Below are 25,076 nucleotides of genomic sequence, written 5' to 3' on the forward strand. Positions count from 1 at the left end.
CCGGGCTCGGGGGCAACGTCGGGGAGTACGACGGGTGCGGGGTCCGGGGGGCGGTCGGCCCGGTAGTCCCCGACGTTCTGACCGTCCGGGGGCCGGGATCGGGGTCGCAACGTCGGGGACTACCGGCCCGACGCCACCCCACCGGGCCCCACGAGGACCGACGACTACCGTGCGGGGCCCGTCGTGCCGCGGACGACGAGACGCGGGGCGATGGTGCTGCGGGCGGGGGCGACGTCGTCCTCGATCGACACGAGCAGCTGGCCCACGGCGGCGTCGACGACGGTCTCCTCACCCCAGCTCATCGTGGTGAGGCCGGGGCCGACCAGGTCGGCGACGTCGAGGTCCTCGAAGCCCACGACCGACAGGTCGTCCGGGACGGCGAGGCCGCGGACGGCGGCCGCGCGCAGTGCGGCGAAGGCGAGGGAGTCGCTGAGGCAGAACACCACGCTCACCCCGGCGGCGGGGCCGGCGAGCGCCGCGGCGAGGTGGTCGCGCAGGTCCGCGACGTCCGCCGTGGCCGGCGGGGGGTGCACGAGGACGACGGACACCCCGACCCGCGCGGCGTGCCGGCGGACGAGGTCCTCCGCGGGCCGGTCCGGCGTGCTCGGACGCGCCGTGAGGACGACGGCGACGCGGCGGTGCCCGAGGCCGGCCAGGTGGTCGAAGACCAGGGCCATGCCCGCGTCGTTGTCGAAGACCACCGCGCCGGCCGAGGGGGCGCGCGGGAGCTGCTCGCCGACGCAGACCACCGGGAACCGCTCGGCGACGTCGTGCCAGTGCGCGGCGTCCGGGTCGAGGGGGGCGACGAGGAGGCCGTCGGGGCGCTGCTCGCGCAGCTTGGCCAGCAGGGCCCGCTCGCGCCCGGGGTCGCCGTCGGCGTCCGCGACGACCGCGTGGCGGCCGCGGGCCATGAGGGCGCGGGAGAGGTCGACGGCGAGCCGCTGCTGCCACAGGTCGCGGGTCGAGCCGCACAGCACGCCGACCGTGCCGGTCGAGCCGGTCGCGAGGGCGCGGGCGATCGGGTCGGCGTCGTACCCCAGGCGCTCCGCCGCCTGCCGCACCCGCTCGACCGTGGCGTCGGAGCCCCGCTGGCCGCGCAGCGCGTACGACGCCGTCGCCGGCGAGACGCCCGCCTCGGCGGCGACGTCCTGCAGCGTCGGGCGCTTGACCACCGACTCATCGTAGGGCGGCCTCCCAGGAGTTGACGGCCAGCGGAGTGAAGCGCTTCACTGGCCGTGTTGTGAAGCGCTTCCCCTGCCCCCTGCCGACCGTCGTCGACGTCCACCAGCACCTGTGGCCAGAGCCTCTCGTCGAGGCCCTGCGACGTCGCACCCGCGCGCCCCGCCTGGTCGGCTGGACGCTCCACCTGGAGGGCGAGCCGCCGTACGAGGTCGACCCCGCGACCCACGACCTCGCGGCCCGTGCCGGGACCGACCGTGCCGACGGCGTCGGGCTCACCCTGCTGTCGCTGTCGGCCCCGCTCGGCCTTGAGCGGCTGCCGGCCGAGGAGTCGACGCCGCTGCTGGACGGCTGGCACGGTCTCGCGGACGACGTGGGCGACGCGCACGGCCTCTGGGCGGCCCCCCGGCTCGTCGAGCCGGACCCGGCGGAGCTCGCCGCCACGCTGGCGCGTCCGCGGGTGCACGGCCTCCAGGTCCCGGCCGACGCGATGGGCAGTCCCGCCCGGCTCGAGGCGCTCGCGCCGCTGCTCGCCGTCGCCGAGGCCGCCGACGTGCCCGTGCTCGTCCATCCGGGTCCGGCCGTGCCCACCGACCCCACGGACGCGGCCCTCCCCGGCTGGTGGCCCGCGCTCACCTCGTACGTCGCGCAGCAGGCCGCCGCGTGGTTCGCCTGGCACGTCGCCGGCCGCGCGCTGCTGCCGCGCCTGCGGGTCGCCTTCGTCGGTCTCGCGGGCCTGGCCCCGCTGCACCACGAGCGGCTCACGCAGCGCGGCGGCACGCTCGGCGCGATCGACCGCGGCGTCTTCTACGAGACCTCGTCGTACGGCGCCCGCGCCGTCGACGCGATGGCCCGCGTCGTCGGCGTCGACCCGCTGGTCCTCGGCTCCGACCGGCCGTACGCCGTGGCCACCGACCTGTCCGCCGACCCCGGCCTGGGTGAGGCCTTCTCCCACGCCGTCCGCTCCGCCAACCCCCACCACCTGCTGCAGGGAGGACCTCGATGACCCACCACGCCCCCGAGACCATCGGCGTGCCGGACCTCCCCGGCCGCGTCCTGGACGAGCCCGAGCTCCGCGCCTGGGTCGAGCGCCTCGCCGCGCGGCCGGAGCTGTGGCGCCACCACGTCGCCCACGACGCCGAGCGGGGCACCGGGTCGGGGCGGCACTACGTCAGCCTGCACCGCGACGAGCACGTCGACGTGTGGCTGCTGTGCTGGGACACCGGCGACGACACCGGCTGGCACGACCACGACACCTCCGCCGGCGCCGTCGTCGTCACCGAGGGCGCGGTCGTCGAGAGCCGCCCGCGCCTCGGCGGGGAGCCGGCGACCCGGACCGTGCCCGCCGGCCGGTCCTTCGCCTTCGGGCCCGACCACATCCACCGCATGAGCGGGGCCGTGGACGGCTCGGTGTCGATCCACGCCTACTCGCCCCCGCTGTGGCGGATGGGCCAGTACGCGATCTCCGACGACGGCGTGATGCGCCGCTGGTCGGTCTCGTACGCCGACGAGCTGCGGCCCGTCGACGCCTGAGCGGCGGCCGGCCTACCCGTCCGCGAGCTCGTCGGAGTGGTCGCGCACGAGCTGGCCCGCGGCGCGCAACCCGGGCCCGAGGACGTGGTCCTCCTCGGCGTCGGGCAGCAGCTCCGCCGCCGCGTCGTACAGGCGGCGGGCGGGGCAGTCGGCGAGCCGCTCCGGGGCGATGCGCAGCGCGCGGACGGCGGTCAGCAGCTCCACCCCGAGCAGGTCGGAGGTCAGTCGCGACAGGTCGTCGGTGGCGAGCGCGCCCTGGGTGGAGAAGCTCGCGTGCTCCTCCAGCCCCAGCGACACGACCGCGTGACCGGTGCTGGTCGGCAGCGTCAGCCCACGGGCGCGCGCCAGCAGGTCGGCGGCGACGTACTCCACGATCATCAGCCCCGAGCTGTCCGCCGGCCCGGCGGCCAGGAACGCCCGGAGCCCGGTGAGGTCGGGGTTGAGCAGGGCGGAGGTCCGCGAGACCGACAGCGACAGCACCGCGTACGTCGCCGCGCGGGTCGCGTCGAGCGCGGCGGCGAGCCGCTGGGTGTGGAACTGGCCGTGGTGCAGCGCTGAGACGTCGACGAGGATCGGGTTCTCCGCGGCCGCGCCGATCTCCGCGGTCAGGGCTCGCTCCGCCGCCGCGATCGCCTCCATCAGCGGCGCGTGGACCTGCGGCAGCGAGCGCAGGCTGAACGGGTCCTGGATCCGGCTGTGCTCCCGGCGGGCCGACGGGTCGTCGAGCCCCAGCAGGTGCCGCATCCGCGCCGCGACCCGCACCGCTTCGGGGTCGTCCTTGCCCGCGTGGACCCGGGCGTCGTACGCCTCGGCGGCCCCGCGCAGCGCGAGGTGCGACAGCGCGCCGACGACCTCGGCGGTCCGCGACAGCCCGACGATCCGGCGGACGGCGAGCGACCCCACGGCGGCGGTGATCGCGCTGGAGGAGAGGAAGGGCAGGCCGTCGCCGGAGACCGCGGCGACCGGGGGGATGCCGCCGGAGCGCCACGGCAGCTCGCCCACCAGGGTCAGCCCGAGCTGCGCCAGCCCACTGAGGTCGGAGGTGCCGAGCGCCCCCAGCGGCCGGATCGACGGCACGGCGCGCTCGCGCAGCGCCGCGGCGAGCGCCTCGACGAGCGAGGGGTGGACGCCGGAGCTGCCGCGCAGCAGCTGGTGGAGCCGGATGAGCATCGCCGCCCGCGCGGTGGGCTCGTCGAGCTCGGGCCCGAGCCCGGCGGCGTGGCTGCGCCACAGCCGCAGGGTGTGGGTGCCGTGGGGTCGGACGCCGACCCCGCCGGGCGCCTCGTCGTTCGTCATGGGCGCCGGGGTGCCGGGCAGGTCGACGCTCTCGTCCTCCGCCACCGCGACGTGGCGCAGCGCGCCCACGCCGGTCGTCAACCCGTAGACGGCCCCGGCTGCGCGGGCCGAGGCGAGCGCGCCGTGGCCGCGGACGACGGGGGCCAGGGCGGCCTCGTCGAGGCTCAGGTCGACGACCGGGTCGTCGTCCGGCCCGGCGTGCGCGAAGGTCGCGACGAGGTGCGGCCCGAGCCCCGGGACGGCGACCGGCCGGGCGGGCGCGGGGCGCCTCCGCGCAGGACTCGGGGGACCGGCGCTGGCGGGGGAGCGGTGACGACCTTCCACGCCCGGAGCCTAGGACTGCACGGTGGTTGGGTACTCGCGTGGTTTGATCTGGTTCGAACAAGCACGAGCCGCCCACTCCGGCAGGGGAGCGGGTGCCCCCGAGGAGGACGGCAGTGATCGAGTTCGTCGACGTCGTGAAGACGTTCCCCGACGGCACCACGGCCGTCGACCACCTGGACCTCACGATCCCGGACGGCGCCATCACCGTCCTGGTCGGCCCGTCGGGCTGCGGCAAGACCACGTCGCTGCGGATGATCAACCGGATGATCGACCCGACCTCCGGGCAGATCCGCATCGACGGCAAGCCCGTCGGCGACTCCGACCCGGCCGAGCTGCGCCGAGGCATCGGCTACGTCATCCAGGCCGCCGGCCTGTTCCCCCACCGCACCGTGGTCGACAACGTCGCCACGGTGCCGGTCCTGGCGGGGACGCCGAAGAAGAAGGCCCGCGCGCACGCCCGCGAGCTCCTCGACCGCGTCGGGCTCCGCCCCGAGCTCGCCGACCGCTACCCGGCCCAGCTCTCCGGCGGCCAGCAGCAGCGCGTCGGCGTCGCCCGCGCCCTCGCGGCCGACCCGCCGGTGATGCTCATGGACGAGCCGTTCTCGGCCGTCGACCCCGTCGTCCGCGACGACCTGCAGCAGGAGTTCCTCCGCCTGCAGGGCGAGCTCGGCAAGACCATCGTCATGGTCACCCACGACATCGACGAGGCGATCAAGCTCGGCGACCACGTCGCCGTCTTCGCCGAGGGCGGCAAGCTCGCCCAGTTCGCGCCGCCGGACCAGCTGCTCGCCGACCCCACCGGCGACTTCGTCGCCGGCTTCGTGGGCCGCGACCGCGGCTACCGCGGATTGTCCTTCACCACCGCCGAGCACCTGCCGGTCGAGCCCGCCGACACCGTCGTCGAGGGCCTGCGCCTGGCGGTCGACGGCGACGGCCGCGCCCTGGGCTGGGACGGCGACGGCTCGACCCGCCTCCCGACCGAGGGCACCTTCACCGCCTCCGACACGATGCGGCGCGTCACCGACCTGGCGATCCTGTCGCCGGCGGGCGCCGCCGTCCGCGTCGACGCCTCGGGTCGCGTCGACGGCCTGGTCCGGCACGCGACGGTCGCCGAGCACCTCCGCGAGCGTCAGATCGAGCGGCTGCGCGGGCACGGCCGGTCCACCGCGGGTGCCGAGGGCTGAGCCGTGGAGTTCTTCTCCGACCTGGTGGAGTACCTGGAGATCAACTACTCCACGGTGCTCCAGGCCATCACCGACCACCTCTACATCGGGCTCGTGCCGGTCGTGATCGCGTTCGTGCTGTCGCTGCCCCTGGGCTTCCTCGTCGTCCGCTACTCGTGGCTGCGGGTGCCGCTGCTGACGCTGTCGAGCGTGCTCTACACGATCCCGTCGCTCGCGCTGATCCTCGTCATCCCGGGCATCCTGCAGACCAACATCCTCGACCCCAACAACGTGGTCATCGCGCTGACCATCTACGGGCTCGCGCTGCTGGTGCGGACCACGGCCGACGGCCTGTCCTCGGTCGACCCGCTCATCGTCCAGGCGGCCACCGCCATGGGCTACAAGCCGGTGCGCCGCTGGTTCGCCGTCGACCTGCCGCTCGCGCTGCCGGTCGTCCTGTCGGGCCTGCGGGTCGCCACGGTCGCCTCGGTGTCGATGGCCAGCATCGCCGCCCTCGTCGGCATCGGGGGCCTCGGGCAGCTCTTCACCCGCGGCTTCCAGCTCGGCTTCTACCCGCCGCCGATCGTCATCGGGCTCGTGCTCTCGGTGGCCCTCGCCGTCCTCGCCGACCTCGTCATCGTGCTGGTCCAGCGGGCCGTCACGCCGTGGACCCGACTGCGACAGGGGGCCTGACGTGGGCGGCTACTTCTCCTACCTGCTCGACGGCGCGAACTGGACCTTCGAGTCCAACGGCTTCTTCACCCGCATCCTCGAGCACCTCGGCTACACCGCGGTCGCCGTCCTGGTCGCCGCGGTCATCGCGTTCCCGATCGGGCTGCTGATCGGGCACACCAACAAGGGCGCGTTCTTCGCGATCAACCTCGGCAACGCGGCCCGCGCCGTCCCGACCATCGGCATCCTCTTCCTCGTCCTGGCCCTCGCCGGGCTGGGACTCGTCCCCGTCATCGCGGCGCTCGTCGCCCTGGCCGTCCCGCCGATCCTCACCACGACGTACGCCGGCATCCGGTCGGTCGACCCCGCCGTCGTGGACGCCGCCCGCGGCATCGGCCTGCGCGAGAAGCAGATCGTCACCCAGGTCGAGCTGCCCGTCGCGCTGCCGATCATCATGGGCGGCCTGCGCAACGCCGTCCTCCAGGTCGTCGCCACCGCCACCATCGCGGCGTACGTCGGCCAGGGCGGGCTCGGCCGCTACCTCTTCAGCGGCCTCGCGCTGCGCGACTACCCCCGCGTCGTCGCCGGCTCCGTCCTCGTCGCCGTCCTCGCCGTGCTGCTGGACCTCGCCATCTCCGGCATCCAGCGGCTCCTCGTCTCGCCGGGCACCGACGGCCGCGCCGCGAAGCGCCGCGCCAAGGGCTCCGGCGCCAAGCGCGGGGACGACGGCACCACCGCCGTCCTCGCGAGCACCGGGGGAGCCGAGCCCGGCTCCTCCCCCTGACCCCGACCCGACCCACAGCTGTCCAGAACCGAGAGGCACCCGTCATGCGCCGTACCCGCTCCACCTACCTCCTCGCCGCGAGCGCGCTGCTCGCCGGCGCCACCCTCACCGCCTGCGGCTCCGACGACGGCGGCAGCGGGGGCGACCCCCTGTCCGGCGGCGGGGGCGACGGCGACACGTCGACCATCACCGTCGGCTCGGCGAACTTCCCCGAGAACGAGCTGCTCATGCAGATGTACGGCCAGGCGCTCGAGGACGCCGGGGTCGACGTCGAGTACCAGCCCAACATCGGCGCCCGCGAGGTCTACCTCGAGGCGTTCGAGAACGGCGAGATCGACCTGCTGCCGGAGTACAACGGCGCGCTGCTGTCGTACCTCATCGCCCCCGACCTCGTCCCCGAGGACGTCACCGACCCCGACCAGGTCTACGACGCCCTCCAGGACGTCCTGCCCGAGGGCAGCCAGACGCTGCCGCAGTCCGAGGCGGAGGACAAGGACACCCTGACGGTCACCCAGGAGACCGCCGAGGAGTACGACCTGGCCTCCATCGCCGACCTGGAGCCGGTCGCCGACCAGCTCGTCGTCGGCGCCGGCCCGGAGTTCGAGGAGCGCTTCCAGGGCCTCGTCGGGCTCGAGGAGGTCTACGGCCTGCAGTTCGAGGAGTTCCGCGCGCTGGACGCCGGCGGTCCGCTGACCAAGGAGGCGCTGGAGAGCGGCGACATCGACGTCGCCAACATCTTCTCGACCGACTCGGCCATCACCGAGAACGACTGGGTCGTGCTCGAGGACCCCGAGAACCTCTACCTGGCGCAGAACATCGTGCCGCTCATCCAGTCCGAGGCCGTGACCCCGGAGGTCGAGGAGGCGCTCAATGCCGTCTCGGAGGCGCTGACCACCGAGAACCTCACCGAGTACCTCGCCATGGTCCAGCTCGACAACGCCGACCCGTCGGTGGTCGCCGAGCAGTTCCTGAACGACGAGGGCGTCACCTCGTGACCCGCGCCGCCGTCGTCGGTGTCGCCGTGAGCCTCCTCGCCGGAGGTCTGCTGTCCGCGTGCGGCTCCGACGACGGCGGCGACCCGCTCGCCTCCGGGGGAGGGGACAACGACGCCGGCAGCATCACCGTCGGGTCGGCGAACTTCCCGGAGAACGAGCTGTTGATGCAGATGTACGGACAGGCGCTGGAGGACGCCGGGGTCGAGGTCGAGTACCGACCGAACATCGGCGCCCGCGAGGTCTACCTCGAGGCGTTCGAGCAGGGGTCGATCGACCTCCTGCCCGAGTACAACGGCGCCCTGCTCGCCTACCTCGTGGCCCCGGACCCCGTGCCGGACGACGTCAACTCCTCGGACGAGGTCGACGAGGCGCTGCAGGGAGTGCTGCCCGAGGGCAGCGAGACCCTCGAGCGGTCGACCGCGGAGGACAAGGACACCCTGACCGTCACCCGCGAGACGGCCGAGGAGTACGACCTCCGGTCGATGGCCGACCTCGAGCCGATCGCCGACCAGCTCGTCCTCGGGGCCAGCCCGGAGTACGAGAACCGCTCCGAGGGCCTGCCCGGCCTGCGCGAGGTCTACGGCCTCGAGTTCGAGGAGTACAAGCCGCTCGACTCCAGCGGCCCGCTGGTCAAGCAGTCGCTGCTGAACGGCGACGTCGACGTCGCCAGCGTCTTCTCCACGGACTCCTCGATCGTCGAGAACGACTGGGTTGTGCTCGACGACCCGGAGAACCTGTTCGCCGTCCAGAACATCCTGCCGCTGATCCGCTCCGACGCCATCACCCCCGAGGTCGAGGAGGCACTGGACAACGTGTCCGAGGCGCTCACCACCGAGAACCTCACCGAGTACCTCGCCGAGGTGCAGCTCGACAAGGCGGACCCGGCCGTCGTCGCCGGGGACTTCCTGTCCGAGCAGGGCGTCACGGGCTGAGGTCGTGGTGGGCGAGCCTGACGCCACGGTGGGCGAGCCTGACCCCACGGTGGTCGAGCTTGTCGAGACCGTCGCCGTGTCGTTCGTCGAGCAGCTCGCGGCTGTCGCCGCGGTGGACCCGGCAGTGCTGCGGCCCCTCGTCGAGAGCGGCCTGATCCAGGGTCTGATGGACCAGGACGGCCGCGCGCGGTTCGTCCTCGACGAGGCCGTCCCGGGGCCCGACGAGCTGCGGGCCCTCGGCGTCGAGCCCGGCCGGGACTACGACCCCGGTGACGTGCCGTCCTCCTCGTGGACCCCGGACCCCACGGACGACAACGGGGACCACGGTCCCTGGTCGCGGTGGACGATGACCTGGCCCCCCTCGTCGTCCTGAGGCCCGGTGACCTCGCCTGCGAGCATCAGCAGGTGACCCCGACGTACCCGGACCGCGACCTGACCCTCGAGTGGCTGCGCGCCAAGCGCCGTCACGTGGAGCGTGTCTTCGACGGGCTGACCGAGGAGCAGGCGCGTCGCCCGGTGCTGCCGTCGGCCTGGGCGCCGCTCGCCGTCGTCCGCCACCTGGCGCTGGACGTCGAGCGCTGGTGGTTCAGCCGCGTCCTCGCCGGGGACGACGTGTGGCTGCCCGTCGGTCGGGAGGGATGGACCCTCGACGAGCCCACGACGGTCGAGGCCGAGCTCGCGGCGTACCGCGCCGAGTGCGCCCGCTCCGACGAGGTCGTGCTCGCCACCTCGCCCGACGCGGCGCCGCGCTGGACCGACGACGGCCGCGTCCCGCACGACGACGCCCGCGAGATCCTGCTCCACGTGCTCGTCGAGACGGCCACCCACGCGGGCCACCTCGACGCCGCCCGAGAGCTGATCGACGGCCACCAGCGGCTCGTCCTGGACTGAGCGGCTCGCCCGACCAGGGTCGGCCGTCCTCCGCGAGCAGGTGTACGCCGGCCCCCGCGGTGGAAGGGTGAGCCCATGACCGCCGCACCCATGCGCCGCCGGACGCCGCTGCCGGGCATCAGCTCCCGCGCGTGGGAGCACCCCGCCGACCGCGGTGCGCTGGTGGCGCTGCGGAAGCTGAAGGGGTTCGACACCGTCCTGAAGGCGGTCGTGGGACTGGTGAACGAACGGGCGGTGCGGCTGGCCTACCTCGGCAGCGCCGTCCGCGTGGACGAGCGGCAGTTCCCCGACCTGCACTACGCCCTGCTCGACGTCGCGAGCGTCCTCGACGCGACGGGGGAGGGGAGCGCCCTCGGCGAGACCCTGCCCGAGATATTCGTGGTCGCCGACCCGAGCATCAACGCCTTCACGATCGGCATCAAGAGGCCGTTCATCGTGCTCACCAGCGGACTGGTCGCGCTCCTCGACTCCGACGAGCGTCGCTTCGTGGTCGCCCACGAGCTGGGGCACGCGCTCAGCGGCCACGCGCTCTACCAGACCCTGCTGATGCGGCTGATCTCGCTGAGCGGCGTCCTCGGCTCGGTGCCGGTGGGTGGGCTGGCCGTCCGCGCCATCGTCGCGGCGCTGAACGAGTGGTCGCGCAAGTCCGAGCTGTCGGCCGACCGCGCCGCGCTGCTGGCGACGCAGGACCCGGCCGTCGCGCTCCGCGTCCACATGCAGAGCGCCAGCGGCGGCCACCTCGCCGACCTGGACCCGACGTCGTTCCAGGCGCAGGGCCAGGAGTACCTGGGTGCCGGGGGCCTGCGGGACTCCGTGCTGAAGATGATGCTGGTCGAGAACGCCAGCCACCCGTTCGCCGTCGTGCGCGCGGCCGAGCTCCGGCGCTGGGTCGAGTCCGGCGAGTACGCCCGCTTCGTCGGCGGCGGCTACCCCCGCCGCGTCGACGACGCGGAGGCGACCATGACCGACGCGGCGAAGGACGCCGCCGCGAGCTACACCGAGGCGTTCGGCAACGCCACCGACACGATCGGCGGCCTCGTCCACGACGTCGCCGGGTACGTCGGGACCGCCAAGGTCTGGCTCGACGAGCAGCTGCGCAAGCGCCGCGGCGGCTCCTGAGGCGGCCCGCTCCGGCCCGCTCCGGCGGGTGATCGGCGCTGCCGTCGGTCCCGGTCCCCACCGCCGACGCGCCGACGGCTCGTCCTGGCTTGCCAGCAAAGCCGAGCAAGTTACTCTACTTTGATGCACACCCGGGGGACGGTCGACTGCCACCAGCACCTGTGGCCCGACGCGCTGGTCGACGCACTGCGTCGGCGCGGTGGCCGGAGCGGTGGCCGGCGGGGGCGTGCGCCGTACCTCGACGGCTGGACGCTGCACCTCGACGGCGAGCCGCCGTACGACGTCGACCCGGCCGCCCACGACCTCGAGCTCCGCGCCAAGCAGGACCTCGCGGACGGCGTCGAGGTCACCCTCGTCTCCCTGTCGAGCCCGCTCGGGGTCGAGCACCTGCACCCCGACGAGGCCCGGCCGCTCGTCGACGCGTGGCACACGGGTGGGCTCGCCGCGCACCACCGTCGCTGGGCGGCGCCCGTCCTGGCCGACCCCGACCTGGGGGACCTCGCCGCGACGCTCGCTCGCGCCGACGTCGTCGGGCTCCAGGTCCCCGCGACCGCCCTGGCCGACCCCGCCGCCCTCGAGCGGCTGGCGCCACGGCTGGCGCTCGCCGAGGACGCCGGCCTGCCGGTCATGGTGCACCCCGGGCCCGCTCCCGTCACGACCACGGACGGTCTCCCCGGGTGGTGGCCCGCGCTCGCGTCGTACCCGGCGCAGCAGGCCGCGGCCTGGTTCGCCTGGCACGTGGCGGGGCGGGCGCTGCTGCCGGACCTGCGGATCTGCTTCGTCGCGCTGGCCGGCCTGGCCCCGCTGCACCACGAGCGCCTCGTCGCTCGCGGCGGCACCTTCGGTGCCGTCGACCCCGGCGTGTTCTACGAGACCTCCTCGTACGCCGCTCGCGCCGTCGACGCCACCGCGCGCGTCGTCGGCGTCGACCCCCTCGTCCTCGGGTCGGACGCACCTTACGCAGAGGCGTTCGACCCGAGGAACGATCCCGGCCTGGGCGAGGCCTTCGCCCATGCGCTCGGGGTCGCGAACCCGCACCGCCTGCTCACCCCCGCACCACCCGAGAGATAGAAGGAGGCCCGACATGACCCTGGCTCCGACTTCCCCCGGCGCCGGCACGACCCCCAGCGGGGCCGTGCTCGGTGCCGAGGAGCTGCCCGCCGTCCCGCCCCGTGTGCTGGGCCCCGCCGAGCTCGAGGACCTCGTCCGCGACCTCGCCGCCCGCCCCGAGGTGTGGGCGGCCCACGCCCGCCACGACACCGGCGGTCGTCACTACGTCTCCCTGTTCCGCGACGCCCACGTCGACGTGTGGCTGCTGTGCTGGAACACCGTCGACGACACCGGCTGGCACGACCACGACACGTCGTCCGGGGCCGTCGCGGTCACCCGCGGCGCGGTGACCGAGTCGAAGCCCCGCCTCGGCGGGCAGCCGGAGGAGCGGACCGCCATGGCCGGCGCGTCGTTCTCCTTCGGCCCCGACCACATCCACCGCATGGTCGGCGCGGTCGACGGGTCGGTCTCGATCCACGCCTACTCGCCGCCGCTGTGGCGCATGGGGCAGTACTCGATCTCGTCCGACGGCGTGATGCGCCGCTGGTCGGTGTCGTACGCCGACGAGCTGCGCCCGCTGGACTGACGCCTCGCCCGCCGCCGGTCGAGCCGATCCGTTCAGGTGGTCGAGCAGCACGCGAGCTCGGCGAGCGCGCGTCGTCGAGACCACGGTGAGGGTCTCGACACGCTCGACCGGCGGTGGTCCCGGTGGTCTCGACGACGCGGAGCCGCTGGCGCGGCTCGGCGGCTCGACCACCTGGGCAGTGCCCTCAGTCCTCCAGCGCGCGGATGGCCTCGGCGATGGCGAGGGTGCGGCGGGCGGTGTCGACGTGCAGCTGCTCGACCATGCGGCCGTTGTACGTCGCCACGCCCGAGCCCGCCTCCTCGAAGGCGGCGATGAGCCCCTCGGCGTCCTCGATCGCGGCCTCCGACGGGGAGAAGGCGCGGTTGGCGCCCTCGACCTGACCGGGGTGGATGAGGGTCTTGCCGTCGAAGCCCATCTGCCGGCCCTGCTCGCACTCGGCGAGGAAGCCCTCGGTGTCCTTCACGTCGTTGTAGACGCCGTCGACGACCTCGATGCCGCCGGCGCGGGCGGCGAGGAGGACCTGGTGCAGCGACGGCAGGACGTTCCAGCGGCCGGGCACGTGCTCGGCGTACAGCTCCTTGACGATGTCGTTCGTCCCGAGGACGAAGGCGCCGAGACGCTCCGACGATCGGGCGATGGCCAGCGCGTCGAGGATGCCCGCGGGCGTCTCGACCATGGCCCAGAGCCGGGTGTGGTCGGGGGCGCCGGCGGCCTCCATCGCGTCGACGAGCGCGTGCACCTCCGCCGGTGAACCGACCTTCGGGACGACGATGCCGTCGGGCCCGGCCGCCGCGGCGGCGGCCAGGTCGGCGTCGTGCCACTCGGTGCCGATCGAGTTCACCCGGATCGTCAGGGTGCGTCGGCCGTACTCGCCCGAGGCGGCCGCGGCGCAGGCGGCCTCGCGGGCGTCCGCCTTGGCGTCGGGGGCGACGGCGTCCTCGAGGTCGAGGATCAGCGCGTCACAGGGGATCGTCTTGGCCTTCTCGAGCGCGCGGGCGTTCGAGCTCGGCATGTAGAGCACCGAGCGCAGCGGGGTGAACTCGCTCATGCGGAGGCCTCCTTCTCGGCCGCGGCGTACCGCTCGGCCAGGGCGGGGTCGGTGGCGGCCAGCTGCTCGGCGAGGTCGACCATCACCAGGCACTGCTTGAGGGAGGCGTCGTCCTCCATCTTGCCGTCGAGCATCACGGCGCCGGTGCCGTCACCCATCGCCTCGACGACACGGCGCGCGTGGGCCACGTCGGCGGGGCTGGGGCTGAAGACGCGGTGCGCGATCTCGATCTGCTTGGGGTGCAGCGACCAGGCGCCGACGCAGCCGAGGAGGAAGGCGTTGCGGAACTGGTCCTCGCACGCGACCGTGTCGGCGATGTCGCCGAAGGGGCCGTAGTAGGCGGAGATCCCGTGCATCGCGCAGGCGTCGACCATGCGCGCGATGGTGTAGTGCCAGAGGTCCTGCTGGTACGACGTCCGCTCGGCCGCGATGGCCTCCGCGCTGCCGTCGGTGGGGTCCTGGCGGACGAGGTAGCCGGGGTGACCGCCGCCGACGCGGGTGGTCTTCATCCTGCGGTCGGCGGCCAGGTCGGCCGGGCCCAGCGACAGGCCCTGCATCCGCGGGCTGGCGCCGCAGATCTCCTCGACGTTCGCCATGCCGCGGGCGGTCTCGAGGATCGCGTGCACCATGAGGGGCTTCTCGAGCCCGGCCTTCGCCTCGAGCTGGGCGAGGAGGCGGTCGACGTAGTGGATGTCCTCGGCGCCCTGCACCTTCGGGACCATGATCACGTCGAGCGTGTCGCCGATCGCGGTGACGAGCCGGGTCAGGTCGTCGAGCACCCAGGGCGAGTCCAGGGCGTTGATGCGGGTCCAGAGCTGGGTGCTCCCGAAGTCGGTCGCCTCGGCGATCCGGACCAGGCCCTCGCGGGCGGCCTCCTTGTTGGCGGCCTTGACGGCGTCCTCGAGGTTGCCCAGCAGGACGTCGACGGTGCCGACCATGCCGGGCACCTTGGCCGCCATCTTCTCGTTGGACGGGTCGAAGAAGTGGATCGCGCGGCTCGGCCGGGCCGGGATCTCCCGCAGCGGCTGCGGGGCTCCGACGGCGAGGGGCGCGAAGAAGTCTCGTGCGGGACGCATGGGCCGAAACCTACTCGGAAGTAGCCACCGCGGGATGTGACGCGTGGCACGTCGACGACCGCCCGGCCGTGCGGGGCGCGGAGAACAGGAGAGATGCCTCCACGGGGCCGCTCAGCGGTGGCGTACGGCGGATCTCTCCTGTCCGCCGTGCACGCACTGCGCCCGGCGTCGGGAGCGGTCAGCCCGCGCGGCGAGCGCGCGACCACCAGCGGCGGCGCGGCTCGGGGGCGGCGTCCGCCTCGGCCCGGCGGGACTCGGCCTGCTCGAGCGCACGGGCGCGGCGACGGGCGCGCCACGCCTCGACCTCGGCCTCGACGTCGCGCCGCTCGGTGATGACGGGCGGGCCGCCCAGGTTGGTGAGCAGGGCGTGCTTGATGCGCGCGTTGAACTCGGTGACCTCGCGACGCACGTCGGACTCGGCCGACAGTGCGTCGAGGTGGTCGGCGAGGGCGGCGTCGTCCTTGCGGAGCTGGAGCGCGGGCGGCAGGACCCCGGTGATCTTCTCCCGCTCGATGAGGCGCTTGACCCACCAGTCGGGGTCGTCGCCGCGCCCGATCAGCTGGTCCAGGGGCTTGCCGGCCCCCGGCAGGTTCTCGAAGTCGCCGCGCTCCTGCGCCTTGCGGATCTGCAGGTCCACCCAGGAGGTCTGGTGCTGGATCCGCAGCGCGGCCGCGGCCTTGCCGGTGCGCGGGTCGACCTCGCGGTCGGTCCGCGCGCGGTCGGGCTGCTCGCTCATCGCCATCACCTCGCCGTCCAGCGTACGAGGGCGGCGGGTGGCCTGGCACGGGCGCGGCGTCTCGCATCCGAGACTGCGGTGAGCCCACCCCGCTTGCCGCCCCGGGAGCCCGACCGATGGACTGGCCCGGTGTCAGCGACCCCAGCGCCCGCGGTGGACCAGCTCGTCCGCGCCGCGCCGGGCGCGGCGGGCGGGCGATCCCGTGACGGCGCCGGCCGCCGGGTGCCCCACGGTGACCGCGCCCGTCGGGACGAGCCCGTCGGGCACGCCGTACGCCACGCGCAGGGCGTCCCAGGACCGGCCGGGGACGCCGAAGAAGCAGGCCCCGAGGCCCTCGTCGACGCACGCCTGGAGCAGCAGGAGCGCAGCCATCCCGGCGTCGACGTGCCACCACGGGACGTCGAAGCCCTGGTCCGCGGCGGCCTTGTCGGCCTCGGCGTAGCGGTCGCGGTACGCCGCCTCGTCGGCCCAGACCACGACCACGACGGGCGCGCCTCGCATGCCGTCCAGCCAGGCGCTCGCGGCGTCCGGCTCGGAGGTGGCGGACCAGAAGCCGGCCACCTCGTCGGGCCCGGTGAGCACCAGCAGGGAGGTCCCCTGCGTGAAGCCGGCGCTCGGCCCGCGCAGGGCGGTGGCCACGACCCGGTCCAGCACGTCGGCCGCGACCGGCTCCTCGGCGTACGACCGGACCATGCGGCGGCGACGGACGACCTCGGCGAACTCCATGGGAGCGGATCATGACGTTCGAGCAGATGTGGCGCGACCTCGCCCCGGTGGGCCGGTCAGCGTCCAGCGGCGGGTACTTCCGTCAGCCGTGGACCACCGCGGAGACCGAGCTCCGCACGTGGTTCGCCGAGCAGGCGAGGGCGCGGGGCCTGCGGCTCGTCGTCGACGCCCTCGGCAACCAGGTCGCGTGGTGGGACCCGGCCGACGGCTCCGGCGCCCGGACCGACGGGCTGCTGACCGGCTCCCACCTCGACTCCGTCCTCGACGGCGGCGCGTACGACGGCCCGCTGGGCGTGGTCAGCGCCTTCGCGGCACTCGACCGGCTGCGCGAGCAGGGTCACGCACCGGCCCGGCCGCTCGGGGTGGCCGCGTTCGTCGAGGAGGAGGGCTCCCGGTTCGGGCGGGCCTGCCTCGGCTCCCGCCTGGCCGTCGGCGCGGCGGACTGGACAACGGTCCGCGAGCTCCGGGACCGCGACGGCGTCGCGCTGCCCGACGCGCTGGTGGCGGCCGGGCTGGACCCCGCACCGCTGGAGCGCGGCGACGACGTCCGGGACGGCACCGGGATCCTCGCCGGGGTGGCGGCGTACGTCGAGCTGCACGTCGAGCAGGGCCGCGACCTGGTGCATCGCGACGTCCCCGTGGCCCTCGGCTCGCAGATCTGGCCGCACGGGCGGTGGCGCTTCGACTTCACCGGGGAGGCCAACCACGCGGGCACGACCCGCATGGAGGACCGCCGCAACCCCATGCTCACCTACGCCATGACCGCGCTCGCCGCCGACAAGCAGGCCCGCCTGGCCGACCTGCGCGCGACGTTCGGGCGGGTCGAGGTCAGCCCCAACGGCGTCAACGCCGTCCCCGGCCGCGTCAGCGCCTGGCTCGACGCCCGCGGCGCGGACGACGCCGCGGTGCGGGCGCTGGTCGCGACCGTCGAGCGGCAGGCCACCGAGCGGGCCGACCGCGACGGCACCGCGGTCACCGTCTCCGCCGAGTCGGTGACGGCGCCCGTCCACTTCGACACCGACCTCACCGCCCGGATCGACGCCGCCGTCGTCGAGGGGGGCGGGCTGCCGGTCATCCCGACCGGCGCCGGCCACGACGCCGGCGTGCTCGCCGAGGCCGGCGTGCCGACCGCGATGCTGCACGTGCGGAACCCCTCCGGCGTCTCCCACGCGCCCGGCGAGCACGCCGAGACCGCCGACTGCCTCGCCGGCGTCGAGGCGCTCGCAGCGGCACTGCGGAGCCTGACCTCGTGACGGCGCACCTCCTGCAGCGCGCCGTCCTGCCCGACGGCGTGCACGACGACGTCCTCGTCGTCGTCGAGGACGGCCGGTTCGCGGAGGTCACGCCCGGCGCCGCCCGGCCGCGCGGTGCGCTCGAGGTGCCCGGCCTGACGATCCCGGGCCTGGCGAACGCCCACTCGCACGCCTTCCACCGCGCGCTCCGCGGTCGCACCCACGCCGTCGACCCCCGCGGCTCGTTCTGGACCTGGCGCGAGCAGATGTACGACGTCGCCGCCCGGCTCACCCCGGCGTCGTACCTGCGCCTCGCGCGGGCGACGTACCGCGAGATGGCCGCCGCCGGGATCACCGCGGTGGGGGAGTTCCACTACCTGCACCACACCGAGGACGGCACCGCTCACGAGGACCCGAACGCCATGGGTCTCGCCCTCGTCGAGGCCGCCCGGCAGGCGGGGATCCGGCTGACCCTGCTCGACACCTGCTACCTCGCCGGCGGGTTCGGCGAGCCGGTCAGCGGCGTCCAGGTGCGGTACGACGACGGCTCGGCCGCGGCGTGGAGCCGCCGGGTGTCGGCGCTGGACGAGTCGCTCGCCGACCGTGACGACGTGGTGGTGGGCGCCGCCGTCCACTCCGTCCGGGCGGTGCCCGCCGAGGAGATGGCCACCGTCGCCGGGTGGGCGTCCGAGCTCGGTCGGCCGCTGCACCTGCACCTGTCCGAGCAGCCGGCGGAGAACGAGGCGTGCCTCGCCGCGACCGGCCTCACCCCGACCGGGCTCGCCGCCCGGGAGGGTCTGCTGGGCGACCGGACGAGCGTCGTCCACGCCACCCACCTCACCGACGACGACGTCGCGGCGCTCGGCGCCGCCCGCGCCTACGCCTGCTTCTGCCCGACCACCGAGCGCGACCTCGCCGACGGCGTCGGCCCGTCGGCGCCGCTGCGCGACGCCGGCGCCCGGCTCACGCTCGGCTCCGACAGCCACGCCGTGGTCGACCTGCTCGAGGAGGCCCGCGCGGTCGAGCTCGACGAGCGGCTCGTCTCGGGGCGACGGGGTCACTGGTCGGCCGCCGACCTCCTGGCCGCCGCCACCGTCGACGGCCACGCGAGCCTGGGCTTCGGCGACGCCGGGCGCATCGAGGTCGGCGCCCGTGCCGACCTCGTCACGCTGGACGACGCCAGCGTCCGCACCGCCGGGACGGGCTCCCAGGGTGGCGCAGACCTCGGCACCGCCGTCTTCGCGGCGGCCGCGGAGGACGTCGTCCGCACCGTCGTCGACGGCCGGGTCGTGTTCCGCCGGGCCGACCGGCCCGCCCTCGGCCGCGAGCTCGCGGCCGCCATCGCCCACGTCAGCGCAGCGACCACCGAGGGAGCGCACCCGTGACCACGACCCTGCTCACCGGCATCGGCGAGCTCGTGACCAACGACCCCGCCCGCGGCGATGACGGACCGGGAGGGGGCGGCCTGCTCGGCCTGGTCCGCGACGCCGCGGTCGTCCTCGACGGCGGCAGGATCGCCTGGGTCGGTCGCGCCGCCGACGCGCCCGCCGCCGACCTCGCCCACGACCTCGGCGGGCGGGCCGTGCTGCCGGGCTTCGTCGACTCCCACAGCCACCTCGTCTTCGCCGGCGACCGCTCGGAGGAGTTCGCCGCCCGCATGACCGGGACGCCGTACGCCGCGGGCGGCATCCGCACCACCGTCGCCGCGACGCGGGCCGCCACCGACGAGCAGCTCGCCGCCGGCGTCGCCCGCCACGTCGCCGAGATGCGGCGGCAGGGGACGACGACGGTCGAGATCAAGAGCGGCTACGGCCTCACCGTCCACGACGAGGCCCGCTCCCTGGCGATCGCGCGGGAGGTGACGCCGGAGACGACGTTCCTCGGCGCGCACGTCGTCCCGTCGGACATCGAGCCGAGCCGCTACGTCGACACGGTGACCGGGCCGATGCTGGAGGCCTGCGCGCCGTACGCCCGGTGGATCGACGTGTTCTGCGAGACGGGCGCGTTCGACGCCGACCAGGCGCGGGCGATCCTCGCCGCGGGGGAGGCCGCCGGCCTGGCCGGACGTCTGCACGCGAACCAGCTCGGCCCCGGGCCCGGCGTCCGGCTCGCCTGCGAGCTGGGGCTCGCCGCCGTCGACCACTGCACCTACCTCGACGACGCGGACGTCGACGCCCTCGCCTCGACCGGCACCGTCGCGACCCTGCTGCCCGGCGTCGAGTTCTCGACGCGCCAGCCGTGGCCCGACGCGCGGCGGCTGGTCGACGTCGGGGTCCGGGTCGCGCTGGCGAGCGACTGCAACCCCGGGTCGAGCTACACCTCGTCGATCCCGTTCTGCGTCGCGATGGCCGTCCGTGACATGGGCATGAGCCCCGCCGAGGCGACGTACGCCGTGACGAAGCGGGGCGCCGAGGCGCTGCGCCGCGACGACATCGGGGCGCTGCTGCCCGGCATGCGCGCGGACCTCGTGGTGCTCGACGCGCCGTCGTACCTGCACCTGGCCTACCGCCCCGGCGTCCCCCTCGTCGCCGCCACCTGGCTCGCCGGCCGCCCCCTCACCTGAGAGGTGGTCGAGCAGGGAGCGAGCCCTGCGAGTGACCGCGTCGAGACCGCCGGCCGTCTCACCGGGTTTCGAGGCTCGTCGCCAGCGCTCCTCGCACCTCAACCGGCGATGGCCCGCCGCAGCGCGAGCACCGCGTCGACGAACCCGGCGGGGTCCTCCTGCGGCGGGTTGTGCCCGACGTCCACCACGCGGTGCTCCACGAGCCGGGTGAACCGCTCGCGGTGCGCCTCCGTGCTGGACGGCGGCGCGATCGGGTCGGCCGCGGAGTCGACGACGACGGTCGGGACGTCGACCGTCGGCTGAGCCGCGAGACGTCGCTCGGAGTCCTCGTGGTCCCGGTGGCCGGGCACCAGGGCGTATCGGTGGCGGTAGGAGTGCACGACGGTGTCGACGAAGTCGGGGTTGTCGAACGAGACGGCCGTGGCCTCGAAGACGTCGTCGGAGGGTGACCACGTCGGCGACCACTCCTCCCACAGCTGGCGGGCGATCTCGCGGCGGTAGCGCTCGAGGCCGCGGCGACCGTGCTCGGAGTGGAGGTACCACTGGTACCAGAGCCGGCTCTCGACCGCCGGGTGCGCGGGGGTCACCGCCATCCGCGCCACGTCGTGGACGTTGTAGCCGCCGACGGTGACGAGCCCGCCGAGCAGGTCCGGCCACAGCAGCGCGGCGACGCACGCGGCGCGGCCGCCCCAGTCGAAGCCGCAGGCGATCGGGCGCTCGAGACCGAGCATCGTCACCAGGTCGTGCAGGTCGTGCGCGAACGCCGCCTGCGCGCCCGAGCGCAGGACGTCGGCGGAGACGTACCGGGTGGGTCCGTAACCCCGGAGGTAGGGGACCACGACGTCCGCGCCCGACTCGGCGAGACGGGGGGCGACCTCGTCGTAGCAGCGCGGGTCGTAGGGGAAGCCGTGCAGCAGCACGACCGGCCACCCGCCGGGGTCCCCGTGGCGCGTGTAGGCGATCTCGACCTGGCCGCCCCGGACGACCCCGATGTCGCTCACGGGGACATCCCTACCGGAACGACGGCTCGTCCTCCACCGAGGACAGCACGCGTCGCGCCACGCCCCGGCTGCCGGCCACGACGTCGACCGCGACGTCGCCCACGCGGACGTAGCCGGACCACCGCTCCGGCCCGGGCCCGTCGGGGGGCTGACGGACACCCGGGCCGTGCGGTGGATCGAAGGTGGCGGACGGGACGAACGACACCCCGGGCCCCTGGCCGCACCGGGTGCGGACCCGGACGGTCCAGGCCGCGAGCGGCTCGGTGCAGCCGTCGAGGTCCGCGGCACCCCAACGGGCGGGGACGTCGACGGTCACTCCGCCGAACTCGACCGTCTGCCAGGCGGACCGGGGTGGGCCGTCCGGCCCCCGTGGAGGCTCGAAGGTGGCGGACGCCGCCACCGTCACCGCCCCGGCCGCGACCGGGAACAGCAGCGCCACCGCGGTCGCCGTCCGTCGCCGCCAGGTGTCCGTCGTCGCGGCACCGGTCCCCGCGTCCGCTGGGTCCGCTGCGTCCCCCGTGTCCCCCACGACATCTAGGACGCCACGCGCACCCGATCGGTTGCACCCGGCCTACGGCAGGCTGCGGGCCACCTCCGCGCCGAGGCGCTCGAGCAGGACGGAGGCGTCGGCCATCGAGCGGGCGGGGTCCGGCTCGAGGGACGACAGGGCCCACGCCCGACGGATGCCCGCGGTGGCGAGGTCGGCGTCCGACAGCGAGGAGACGCCGCAGACCGCGACCACGCCGACGCCGTGCCGCGCCGCCGCGGAGGCGACGCCGACGGGGGCCTTGCCGTGCAGCGACTGGGCGTCGAGGGACCCCTCGCCGGTGACGACGAGGTCCGCACCCGCGACCCGCTCCTCGAAGCCGGCGAGCTCGAGCATCGTCTCGATGCCGGGGCGCAGGTCGGCGCCGAGCACCGCGATGGCGGCGAAACCGGTCCCGCCGGCGGCGCCGGCGCCGGGGGCGTCGCGCAGGTCGCGCCCGGTCTCGGCCGCGACCAGGTCGGCCCACCCGGCGAGCGCCGCGTCGAGCCGGCGGACGTCGTCCGGGGTGGCGCCCTTCTGCGGGCCGTAGACCGCGGCCGCGCCGCGCGGGCCGAGCAGCGGGTTGTCGACGTCGCTGGCCACCGTGACGGTGACGCCGTCGAGGCGGGCGCGCACCGCCGTGAGGTCGAGGGACGCCGCCTGCTCCAGCCCGGCGCCGCCGAGGGGCACCGGGGCGCCGTCCGCGTCGAGCACCCGTCCGCCGAGGCCGACGACCAGGCCGGCGCCGCCGTCCGTCGAGCTCGACCCACCCACGCCGAGCACGATCGTGGTGCAGCCGGCGTCGACCGCGGCCGCCATGAGCTCGCCGGTGCCGACGGGGGAGGCGGTGAGGGGCTCCAGCCCGCCGGGCAGCCGCGACAGCCCCGAGGCGTCGGCCATCTCGACGACGGCGAGGTCGCCCGAGCGTGCGTACGCCGTGTCGACCGGCTCGCCGGTCGGGCCCGTGACGGTCACGGGCACCCGCTCGTAGCCCGCCTCGAGCGCGGCGACGAGCGTGCCGTCGCCGCCGTCCGCGACGGGCACGCGCTCGACGACGGCGTCCGGTCGCTCGGCGACCAACCCCCGCTCGAGCGCGGCACACACCTCGGCGGCCGTCAGCGACCCCTTGAACTTGTCGCACGCCAGCACGATCCGCACGCCGTCAGTCTCCCGTCCCTCGTCGCCGCTCGCCGGTCCGTCTCAGGCGCCCGACGCGGCGTCGACGACGAACGCGCCGACCGGACCGGTCGAGTCCCGCACGACGAGGTCGGCCCCCACCGTCGCACGCCGCGGCCGCTTGCCCGGTTCGCGCAGGGCCAGCTCGAGCGCTCGTCGCCCCATCTCGGCCATGGGCAGCCGCACCGTGGTGAGGCCGGGGGCCAGGTCACCGGCGACGGCCACGTCGTCGAAACCGGTGACCGACACGCGGTCGGGGACGGCGACGCCGTCGCGCCGCAGCTGGGTCAGGCACCCGATCGCCATGTCGTCGTTCAGCGCCAGGATCGCGGTCGTCGCCGGGTGCTCGGCGAGGATGCGGGTCGCGCACTGCCGCCCGCCGTCCCGCGTGAACGGCGCCTCGACCACCGGGACCGCGGCCGGGTCCAGTCCCGCCTCCGCGAGGGCGGCGTGGACGCCGGCGAGGCGGTCGGCGACCGTGGTGAGGGTCCGCGAGCCGGCGGCGACGGCCAGCGCCGAGTGGCCGAGGCCCAGGACGTGGCGGGTGACCTCGCGCGCCCCCTCCAGGTTGTCCGGCAGGACGGCGTCCGCACGCAGGTGGTGGCGCCCGATCACGGTCACCCGCCCCCCGGCGGCGGTGAACTGCTCGAGCTCGCCCCGGGCCGTCCGCTCGAGGGCGGGGTCGACGAAGCCGGAGCCCGCGACCACGATCGCGCTGACGCGGTGGGCGACGAGGGTCCGGATCTGGGTGAGCTCGACCTCGGGGTCACGCCCGGTGTGGCAGATCTGCACCGTCAGCCCGCGCTGCCGCGCGAGGTCGAGGACGCCGCTCGCGATCTCGGAGAAGTACGGGTCCCCGATCTCGTGGACCACGAGCCCGACGGTGGTCGACGACCCGCCCGCGAGGGAGCGGGCGTGGATGTTCGCGACGTACCCGAGGCGTTGCGCGGTCTCCCGCACGCGGTCGGCGACCGCGGCGCTGACGCCGTTGGTCCCGGCCATCGCCCGCGAGGCGGTGGCGATCGAGACGCCCGCCGCCTCCGCCACGTCCGCGAGGCGCGGCGAGCCGCCGGTGCTGCGCATCGTGCCTCCTCGGACTCGTCGGATGGTTCCACCACATTCGTGCCCCTGTGGTGCTTGCCACACCGACCACGTGTGTCCTACGTTACACGAAACCGCTTACGTAATCGCTTACGTAAAGCGTTTCCTCAGAACGGAGCACGACGTGAGCACTGCATCGACCCGCATCCGCCGCACCGCCGGCGTGCTGGGCACCTGCCTGGCCCTGGCCGCCGTCACCAGCGCCTGCGGGCTCGGCGCCGGCGCCTCGGGCGGCGAGGGCGGCGACGACGAGATCGTCATCGGCATCTCCCTGCCGCTGACCGGCGACTACAGCGAGCCCGGCAAGGGCGTCCAGGCGGGCTACGAGGCCTGGGCCGACTGGACCAACGACAACGGCGGGCTGCTGGGCAAGCAGGTGCGCCTCGAGATCCTCGACGACCAGTCGAACGCCGACCGGGTCGCGTCCGACTACGAGCAGCTCATCAACTCCGAGCAGGTCGACCTGGTCTTCGGGCCGTTCTCGACCCGCCTGGTGGTCCCGGCCGCGCAGGTCGCGCAGGACTACGGCTTCCTCTTCGTCGAGCCCGCGGGCGCGGCGGAGGAGGTCTTCACCCAGGGCTTCGACAACCTCTTCTACGCCGCCCCGGCCGTGGCGGACGACCACTACAACCTGCTGGCCGAGCACATCCTGGCGATGCCCGAGGACGAGCGTCCCCGGACGGCCGCGTTCGCCGCGATGGACGACCCCTTCGCGCAGGGCACGGCCTACGGCCTGCGGGACAAGCTCGAGGAGGCCGGCGTCGAGATCGTCGTCGACGAGGTCTACCCGCCCAACACGACCGACTTCAGCTCGATCGCCGCGCAGATCGCCGACTCGGACGCCGACATGGTCGTGGGCGGCACGCAGTACCAGGACGCGGTCAACATGATCGTCGCGCTGCAGCAGCTCGACTACCAGCCGGACCTCGCCGCCTTCTCGACCGCGCCGACCAACCCGGAGTTCGCCGAGGCCATCGGCGGGGCGACCGAGGGGATCATCGCCCCGACCGGCTACACCCCCGAGGCGCCGTACCCCTCGAACGAGGAGTTCGTCGACTACTACACCGAGGCCACCGGCGAGGCCCCCGGCGAGGACCAGGCCAACGCCTGGACCACCGGCCAGGTCACCGCCGCCGCGGTCGAGGCCGTCGGCTGCGCCGACCCCGACCCGGAGTGCCAGGGCCAGCTGATCGACTGGCTGCGCGAGAACGAGGTCGACACCGTCGTCGGACCGCTGACCTGGGACGCCGAGGGTCGCCCCGAGAGCGCGCACCTCATCCAGCAGTACGTCGACGGCGAGATCCGCATCGTCCTGCCCGAGCAGTCCGCCGAGGCCGACTTCGTCATGCCGAAGCCGGCCTGGTGAG

26 protein-coding genes are annotated in these 25,076 nt (G+C 74.8%); 16 read left to right on the top strand and 10 right to left on the bottom strand.

From position 1 onward, the window contains the following. Positions 1 to 164: 164 nt before the first annotated feature. Positions 165 to 1,172: a LacI family DNA-binding transcriptional regulator gene (locus tag MJ876_RS00480; protein ID WP_240234082.1), complete on the bottom strand. Its 1,008-nt coding sequence runs from the start codon at positions 1,170 to 1,172 to the stop codon at positions 165 to 167. Between the two features lie 68 nt (positions 1,173 to 1,240). Here MJ876_RS00480 and MJ876_RS00485 point away from each other — a divergent pair, with 68 nt between their 5' ends. Beyond that, the gene (locus tag MJ876_RS00485; protein WP_240234083.1) at positions 1,241 to 2,185 is read left to right on the top strand and encodes an amidohydrolase family protein; all 945 of its coding nucleotides are present in this window, start codon (positions 1,241 to 1,243) and stop codon (positions 2,183 to 2,185) included. Next, positions 2,182 to 2,712, top strand: a complete 531-nt coding sequence (locus MJ876_RS00490) for a cysteine dioxygenase family protein (RefSeq protein ID WP_240234084.1) — start codon at positions 2,182 to 2,184, stop codon at positions 2,710 to 2,712. The genes MJ876_RS00485 and MJ876_RS00490 overlap by 4 nt, the downstream gene beginning before the upstream one ends. Before the next feature lie 12 nt (positions 2,713 to 2,724). Here MJ876_RS00490 and MJ876_RS00495 read toward each other — a convergent pair whose 3' ends face one another. Next, positions 2,725 to 4,332 (bottom strand): aromatic amino acid ammonia-lyase, encoded by a 1,608-nt coding sequence (locus MJ876_RS00495; protein ID WP_240234085.1) that lies wholly within the window; start codon positions 4,330 to 4,332, stop codon positions 2,725 to 2,727. Between the two features lie 113 nt (positions 4,333 to 4,445). Between MJ876_RS00495 and MJ876_RS00500 the strand changes: the two genes are divergently transcribed. The 10 genes from MJ876_RS00500 to MJ876_RS00545 all read left to right on the top strand — a co-directional run bounded on the left by MJ876_RS00500 (position 4,446) and on the right by MJ876_RS00545 (position 12,524). Next, the gene (locus MJ876_RS00500; protein WP_240234086.1) at positions 4,446 to 5,516 is read left to right on the top strand and encodes an ABC transporter ATP-binding protein; all 1,071 of its coding nucleotides are present in this window, start codon (positions 4,446 to 4,448) and stop codon (positions 5,514 to 5,516) included. A gap of 3 nt (positions 5,517 to 5,519) precedes the next feature. Further along, positions 5,520 to 6,188, top strand: coding sequence for an ABC transporter permease (locus MJ876_RS00505; RefSeq protein ID WP_240234087.1), 669 nt, complete (start codon positions 5,520 to 5,522; stop codon positions 6,186 to 6,188). Between the two features lies 1 nt (position 6,189). Further along, entirely contained in the window at positions 6,190 to 6,951 is a 762-nt protein-coding gene (locus tag MJ876_RS00510; protein WP_240234088.1) for an ABC transporter permease, read from the top strand. Between the two features lie 44 nt (positions 6,952 to 6,995). Further along, positions 6,996 to 7,946, top strand: a complete 951-nt coding sequence (locus MJ876_RS00515) for an ABC transporter substrate-binding protein (protein WP_240234089.1) — start codon at positions 6,996 to 6,998, stop codon at positions 7,944 to 7,946. Beyond that, entirely contained in the window at positions 7,943 to 8,878 is a 936-nt protein-coding gene (locus MJ876_RS00520; RefSeq protein ID WP_240234090.1) for an ABC transporter substrate-binding protein, read from the top strand. The genes MJ876_RS00515 and MJ876_RS00520 overlap by 4 nt, the downstream gene beginning before the upstream one ends. A 28-nt stretch (positions 8,879 to 8,906) precedes the next feature. Next, positions 8,907 to 9,251 (top strand): hypothetical protein, encoded by a 345-nt coding sequence (locus MJ876_RS00525; protein ID WP_240234091.1) that lies wholly within the window; start codon positions 8,907 to 8,909, stop codon positions 9,249 to 9,251. Positions 9,252 to 9,283: 32 nt separating this feature from the next. Next, complete coding sequence (locus MJ876_RS00530) at positions 9,284 to 9,769, top strand: DUF664 domain-containing protein (protein WP_240234092.1); 486 nt, start codon at positions 9,284 to 9,286, stop codon at positions 9,767 to 9,769. A gap of 75 nt (positions 9,770 to 9,844) precedes the next feature. Beyond that, positions 9,845 to 10,888, top strand: a complete 1,044-nt coding sequence (locus tag MJ876_RS00535; RefSeq protein WP_240234093.1) for a M48 family metallopeptidase — start codon at positions 9,845 to 9,847, stop codon at positions 10,886 to 10,888. A gap of 123 nt (positions 10,889 to 11,011) precedes the next feature. Further along, positions 11,012 to 11,959: an amidohydrolase family protein gene (locus MJ876_RS00540; RefSeq protein WP_240234094.1), complete on the top strand. Its 948-nt coding sequence runs from the start codon at positions 11,012 to 11,014 to the stop codon at positions 11,957 to 11,959. A gap of 13 nt (positions 11,960 to 11,972) precedes the next feature. Then, positions 11,973 to 12,524, top strand: a complete 552-nt coding sequence (locus MJ876_RS00545; RefSeq protein ID WP_240234095.1) for a cysteine dioxygenase family protein — start codon at positions 11,973 to 11,975, stop codon at positions 12,522 to 12,524. Between the two features lie 184 nt (positions 12,525 to 12,708). On the opposite strand, the gene MJ876_RS00550 is transcribed toward MJ876_RS00545, so the two are convergent. From MJ876_RS00550 to MJ876_RS00565, 4 genes are all read right to left on the bottom strand, one after another. Then, on the bottom strand, positions 12,709 to 13,572 hold the full coding sequence (locus tag MJ876_RS00550) for a CoA ester lyase (RefSeq protein WP_240234096.1): 864 nt from the start codon (positions 13,570 to 13,572) through the stop codon (positions 12,709 to 12,711). Continuing rightward, positions 13,569 to 14,648, bottom strand: a complete 1,080-nt coding sequence (locus MJ876_RS00555) for a CoA ester lyase (RefSeq protein ID WP_240234097.1) — start codon at positions 14,646 to 14,648, stop codon at positions 13,569 to 13,571. Before MJ876_RS00555 ends, MJ876_RS00550 begins: the two co-directional genes overlap by 4 nt. A 178-nt stretch (positions 14,649 to 14,826) precedes the next feature. Beyond that, positions 14,827 to 15,384, bottom strand: a complete 558-nt coding sequence (locus tag MJ876_RS00560; RefSeq protein WP_240234098.1) for a DUF1992 domain-containing protein — start codon at positions 15,382 to 15,384, stop codon at positions 14,827 to 14,829. 132 nt (positions 15,385 to 15,516) lie between these two features. Then, complete coding sequence (locus tag MJ876_RS00565; RefSeq protein WP_240234099.1) at positions 15,517 to 16,110, bottom strand: nitroreductase family protein; 594 nt, start codon at positions 16,108 to 16,110, stop codon at positions 15,517 to 15,519. An 11-nt stretch (positions 16,111 to 16,121) separates the two neighbouring features. Here MJ876_RS00565 and MJ876_RS00570 point away from each other — a divergent pair, with 11 nt between their 5' ends. The 3 genes from MJ876_RS00570 to hutI are packed head-to-tail and all read left to right on the top strand — an operon-like array spanning position 16,122 to position 19,905. Further along, on the top strand, positions 16,122 to 17,363 hold the full coding sequence (locus MJ876_RS00570; protein ID WP_240234100.1) for an allantoate amidohydrolase: 1,242 nt from the start codon (positions 16,122 to 16,124) through the stop codon (positions 17,361 to 17,363). Further along, positions 17,360 to 18,727: a formimidoylglutamate deiminase gene (locus MJ876_RS00575; protein WP_240234101.1), complete on the top strand. Its 1,368-nt coding sequence runs from the start codon at positions 17,360 to 17,362 to the stop codon at positions 18,725 to 18,727. The genes MJ876_RS00570 and MJ876_RS00575 overlap by 4 nt, the downstream gene beginning before the upstream one ends. Further along, on the top strand, positions 18,724 to 19,905 hold the full coding sequence (gene hutI, locus MJ876_RS00580) for an imidazolonepropionase (RefSeq protein ID WP_240234102.1): 1,182 nt from the start codon (positions 18,724 to 18,726) through the stop codon (positions 19,903 to 19,905). Before MJ876_RS00575 ends, hutI begins: the two co-directional genes overlap by 4 nt. A 98-nt stretch (positions 19,906 to 20,003) precedes the next feature. On the opposite strand, the gene MJ876_RS00585 is transcribed toward hutI, so the two are convergent. The 4 genes from MJ876_RS00585 to MJ876_RS00600 form a co-directional block, all read right to left on the bottom strand. Beyond that, positions 20,004 to 20,906, bottom strand: a complete 903-nt coding sequence (locus MJ876_RS00585; RefSeq protein WP_240234103.1) for an alpha/beta fold hydrolase — start codon at positions 20,904 to 20,906, stop codon at positions 20,004 to 20,006. Between the two features lie 10 nt (positions 20,907 to 20,916). After that, positions 20,917 to 21,345, bottom strand: coding sequence for a hypothetical protein (locus MJ876_RS00590; protein WP_240234104.1), 429 nt, complete (start codon positions 21,343 to 21,345; stop codon positions 20,917 to 20,919). 132 nt (positions 21,346 to 21,477) lie between these two features. Then, on the bottom strand, positions 21,478 to 22,590 hold the full coding sequence (locus MJ876_RS00595) for a glycerate kinase (RefSeq protein ID WP_240234105.1): 1,113 nt from the start codon (positions 22,588 to 22,590) through the stop codon (positions 21,478 to 21,480). Between the two features lie 42 nt (positions 22,591 to 22,632). Beyond that, positions 22,633 to 23,691 (bottom strand): LacI family DNA-binding transcriptional regulator, encoded by a 1,059-nt coding sequence (locus tag MJ876_RS00600; protein WP_240234106.1) that lies wholly within the window; start codon positions 23,689 to 23,691, stop codon positions 22,633 to 22,635. 142 nt (positions 23,692 to 23,833) lie between these two features. Between MJ876_RS00600 and MJ876_RS00605 the strand changes: the two genes are divergently transcribed. Next, on the top strand, positions 23,834 to 25,075 hold the full coding sequence (locus MJ876_RS00605; RefSeq protein ID WP_240234107.1) for an amino acid ABC transporter substrate-binding protein: 1,242 nt from the start codon (positions 23,834 to 23,836) through the stop codon (positions 25,073 to 25,075). Position 25,076: the final 1 nt, after the last annotated feature.

Source organism: Nocardioides sp. CFH 31398 (genome assembly GCF_022436705.1).
Taxonomy (GTDB): Bacteria; Actinomycetota; Actinomycetes; order Propionibacteriales; family Nocardioidaceae; genus Nocardioides.

Bases quoted from the DNA above. Each gene is read 5' to 3' on its own strand.
- MJ876_RS00490 (WP_240234084.1), top strand. From the start codon at position 2,182: ATGACCCACCACGCCCCCGAGACCATCGGCGTGCCGGACCTCCCCGGC.
- MJ876_RS00515 (WP_240234089.1), top strand. From the start codon at position 6,996: ATGCGCCGTACCCGCTCCACCTACCTCCTCGCCGCGAGCGCGCTGCTC.
- MJ876_RS00535 (WP_240234093.1), top strand. From the start codon at position 9,845: ATGACCGCCGCACCCATGCGCCGCCGGACGCCGCTGCCGGGCATCAGC.
- MJ876_RS00540 (WP_240234094.1), top strand. From the start codon at position 11,012: ATGCACACCCGGGGGACGGTCGACTGCCACCAGCACCTGTGGCCCGAC.
- MJ876_RS00545 (WP_240234095.1), top strand. From the start codon at position 11,973: ATGACCCTGGCTCCGACTTCCCCCGGCGCCGGCACGACCCCCAGCGGG.
- MJ876_RS00550 (WP_240234096.1), bottom strand. From the start codon at position 13,572: ATGAGCGAGTTCACCCCGCTGCGCTCGGTGCTCTACATGCCGAGCTCG.
- MJ876_RS00555 (WP_240234097.1), bottom strand. From the start codon at position 14,648: ATGCGTCCCGCACGAGACTTCTTCGCGCCCCTCGCCGTCGGAGCCCCG.
- MJ876_RS00560 (WP_240234098.1), bottom strand. From the start codon at position 15,384: ATGAGCGAGCAGCCCGACCGCGCGCGGACCGACCGCGAGGTCGACCCG.
- MJ876_RS00565 (WP_240234099.1), bottom strand. From the start codon at position 16,110: ATGGAGTTCGCCGAGGTCGTCCGTCGCCGCCGCATGGTCCGGTCGTAC.
- MJ876_RS00570 (WP_240234100.1), top strand. From the start codon at position 16,122: ATGACGTTCGAGCAGATGTGGCGCGACCTCGCCCCGGTGGGCCGGTCA.
- MJ876_RS00600 (WP_240234106.1), bottom strand. From the start codon at position 23,691: ATGCGCAGCACCGGCGGCTCGCCGCGCCTCGCGGACGTGGCGGAGGCG.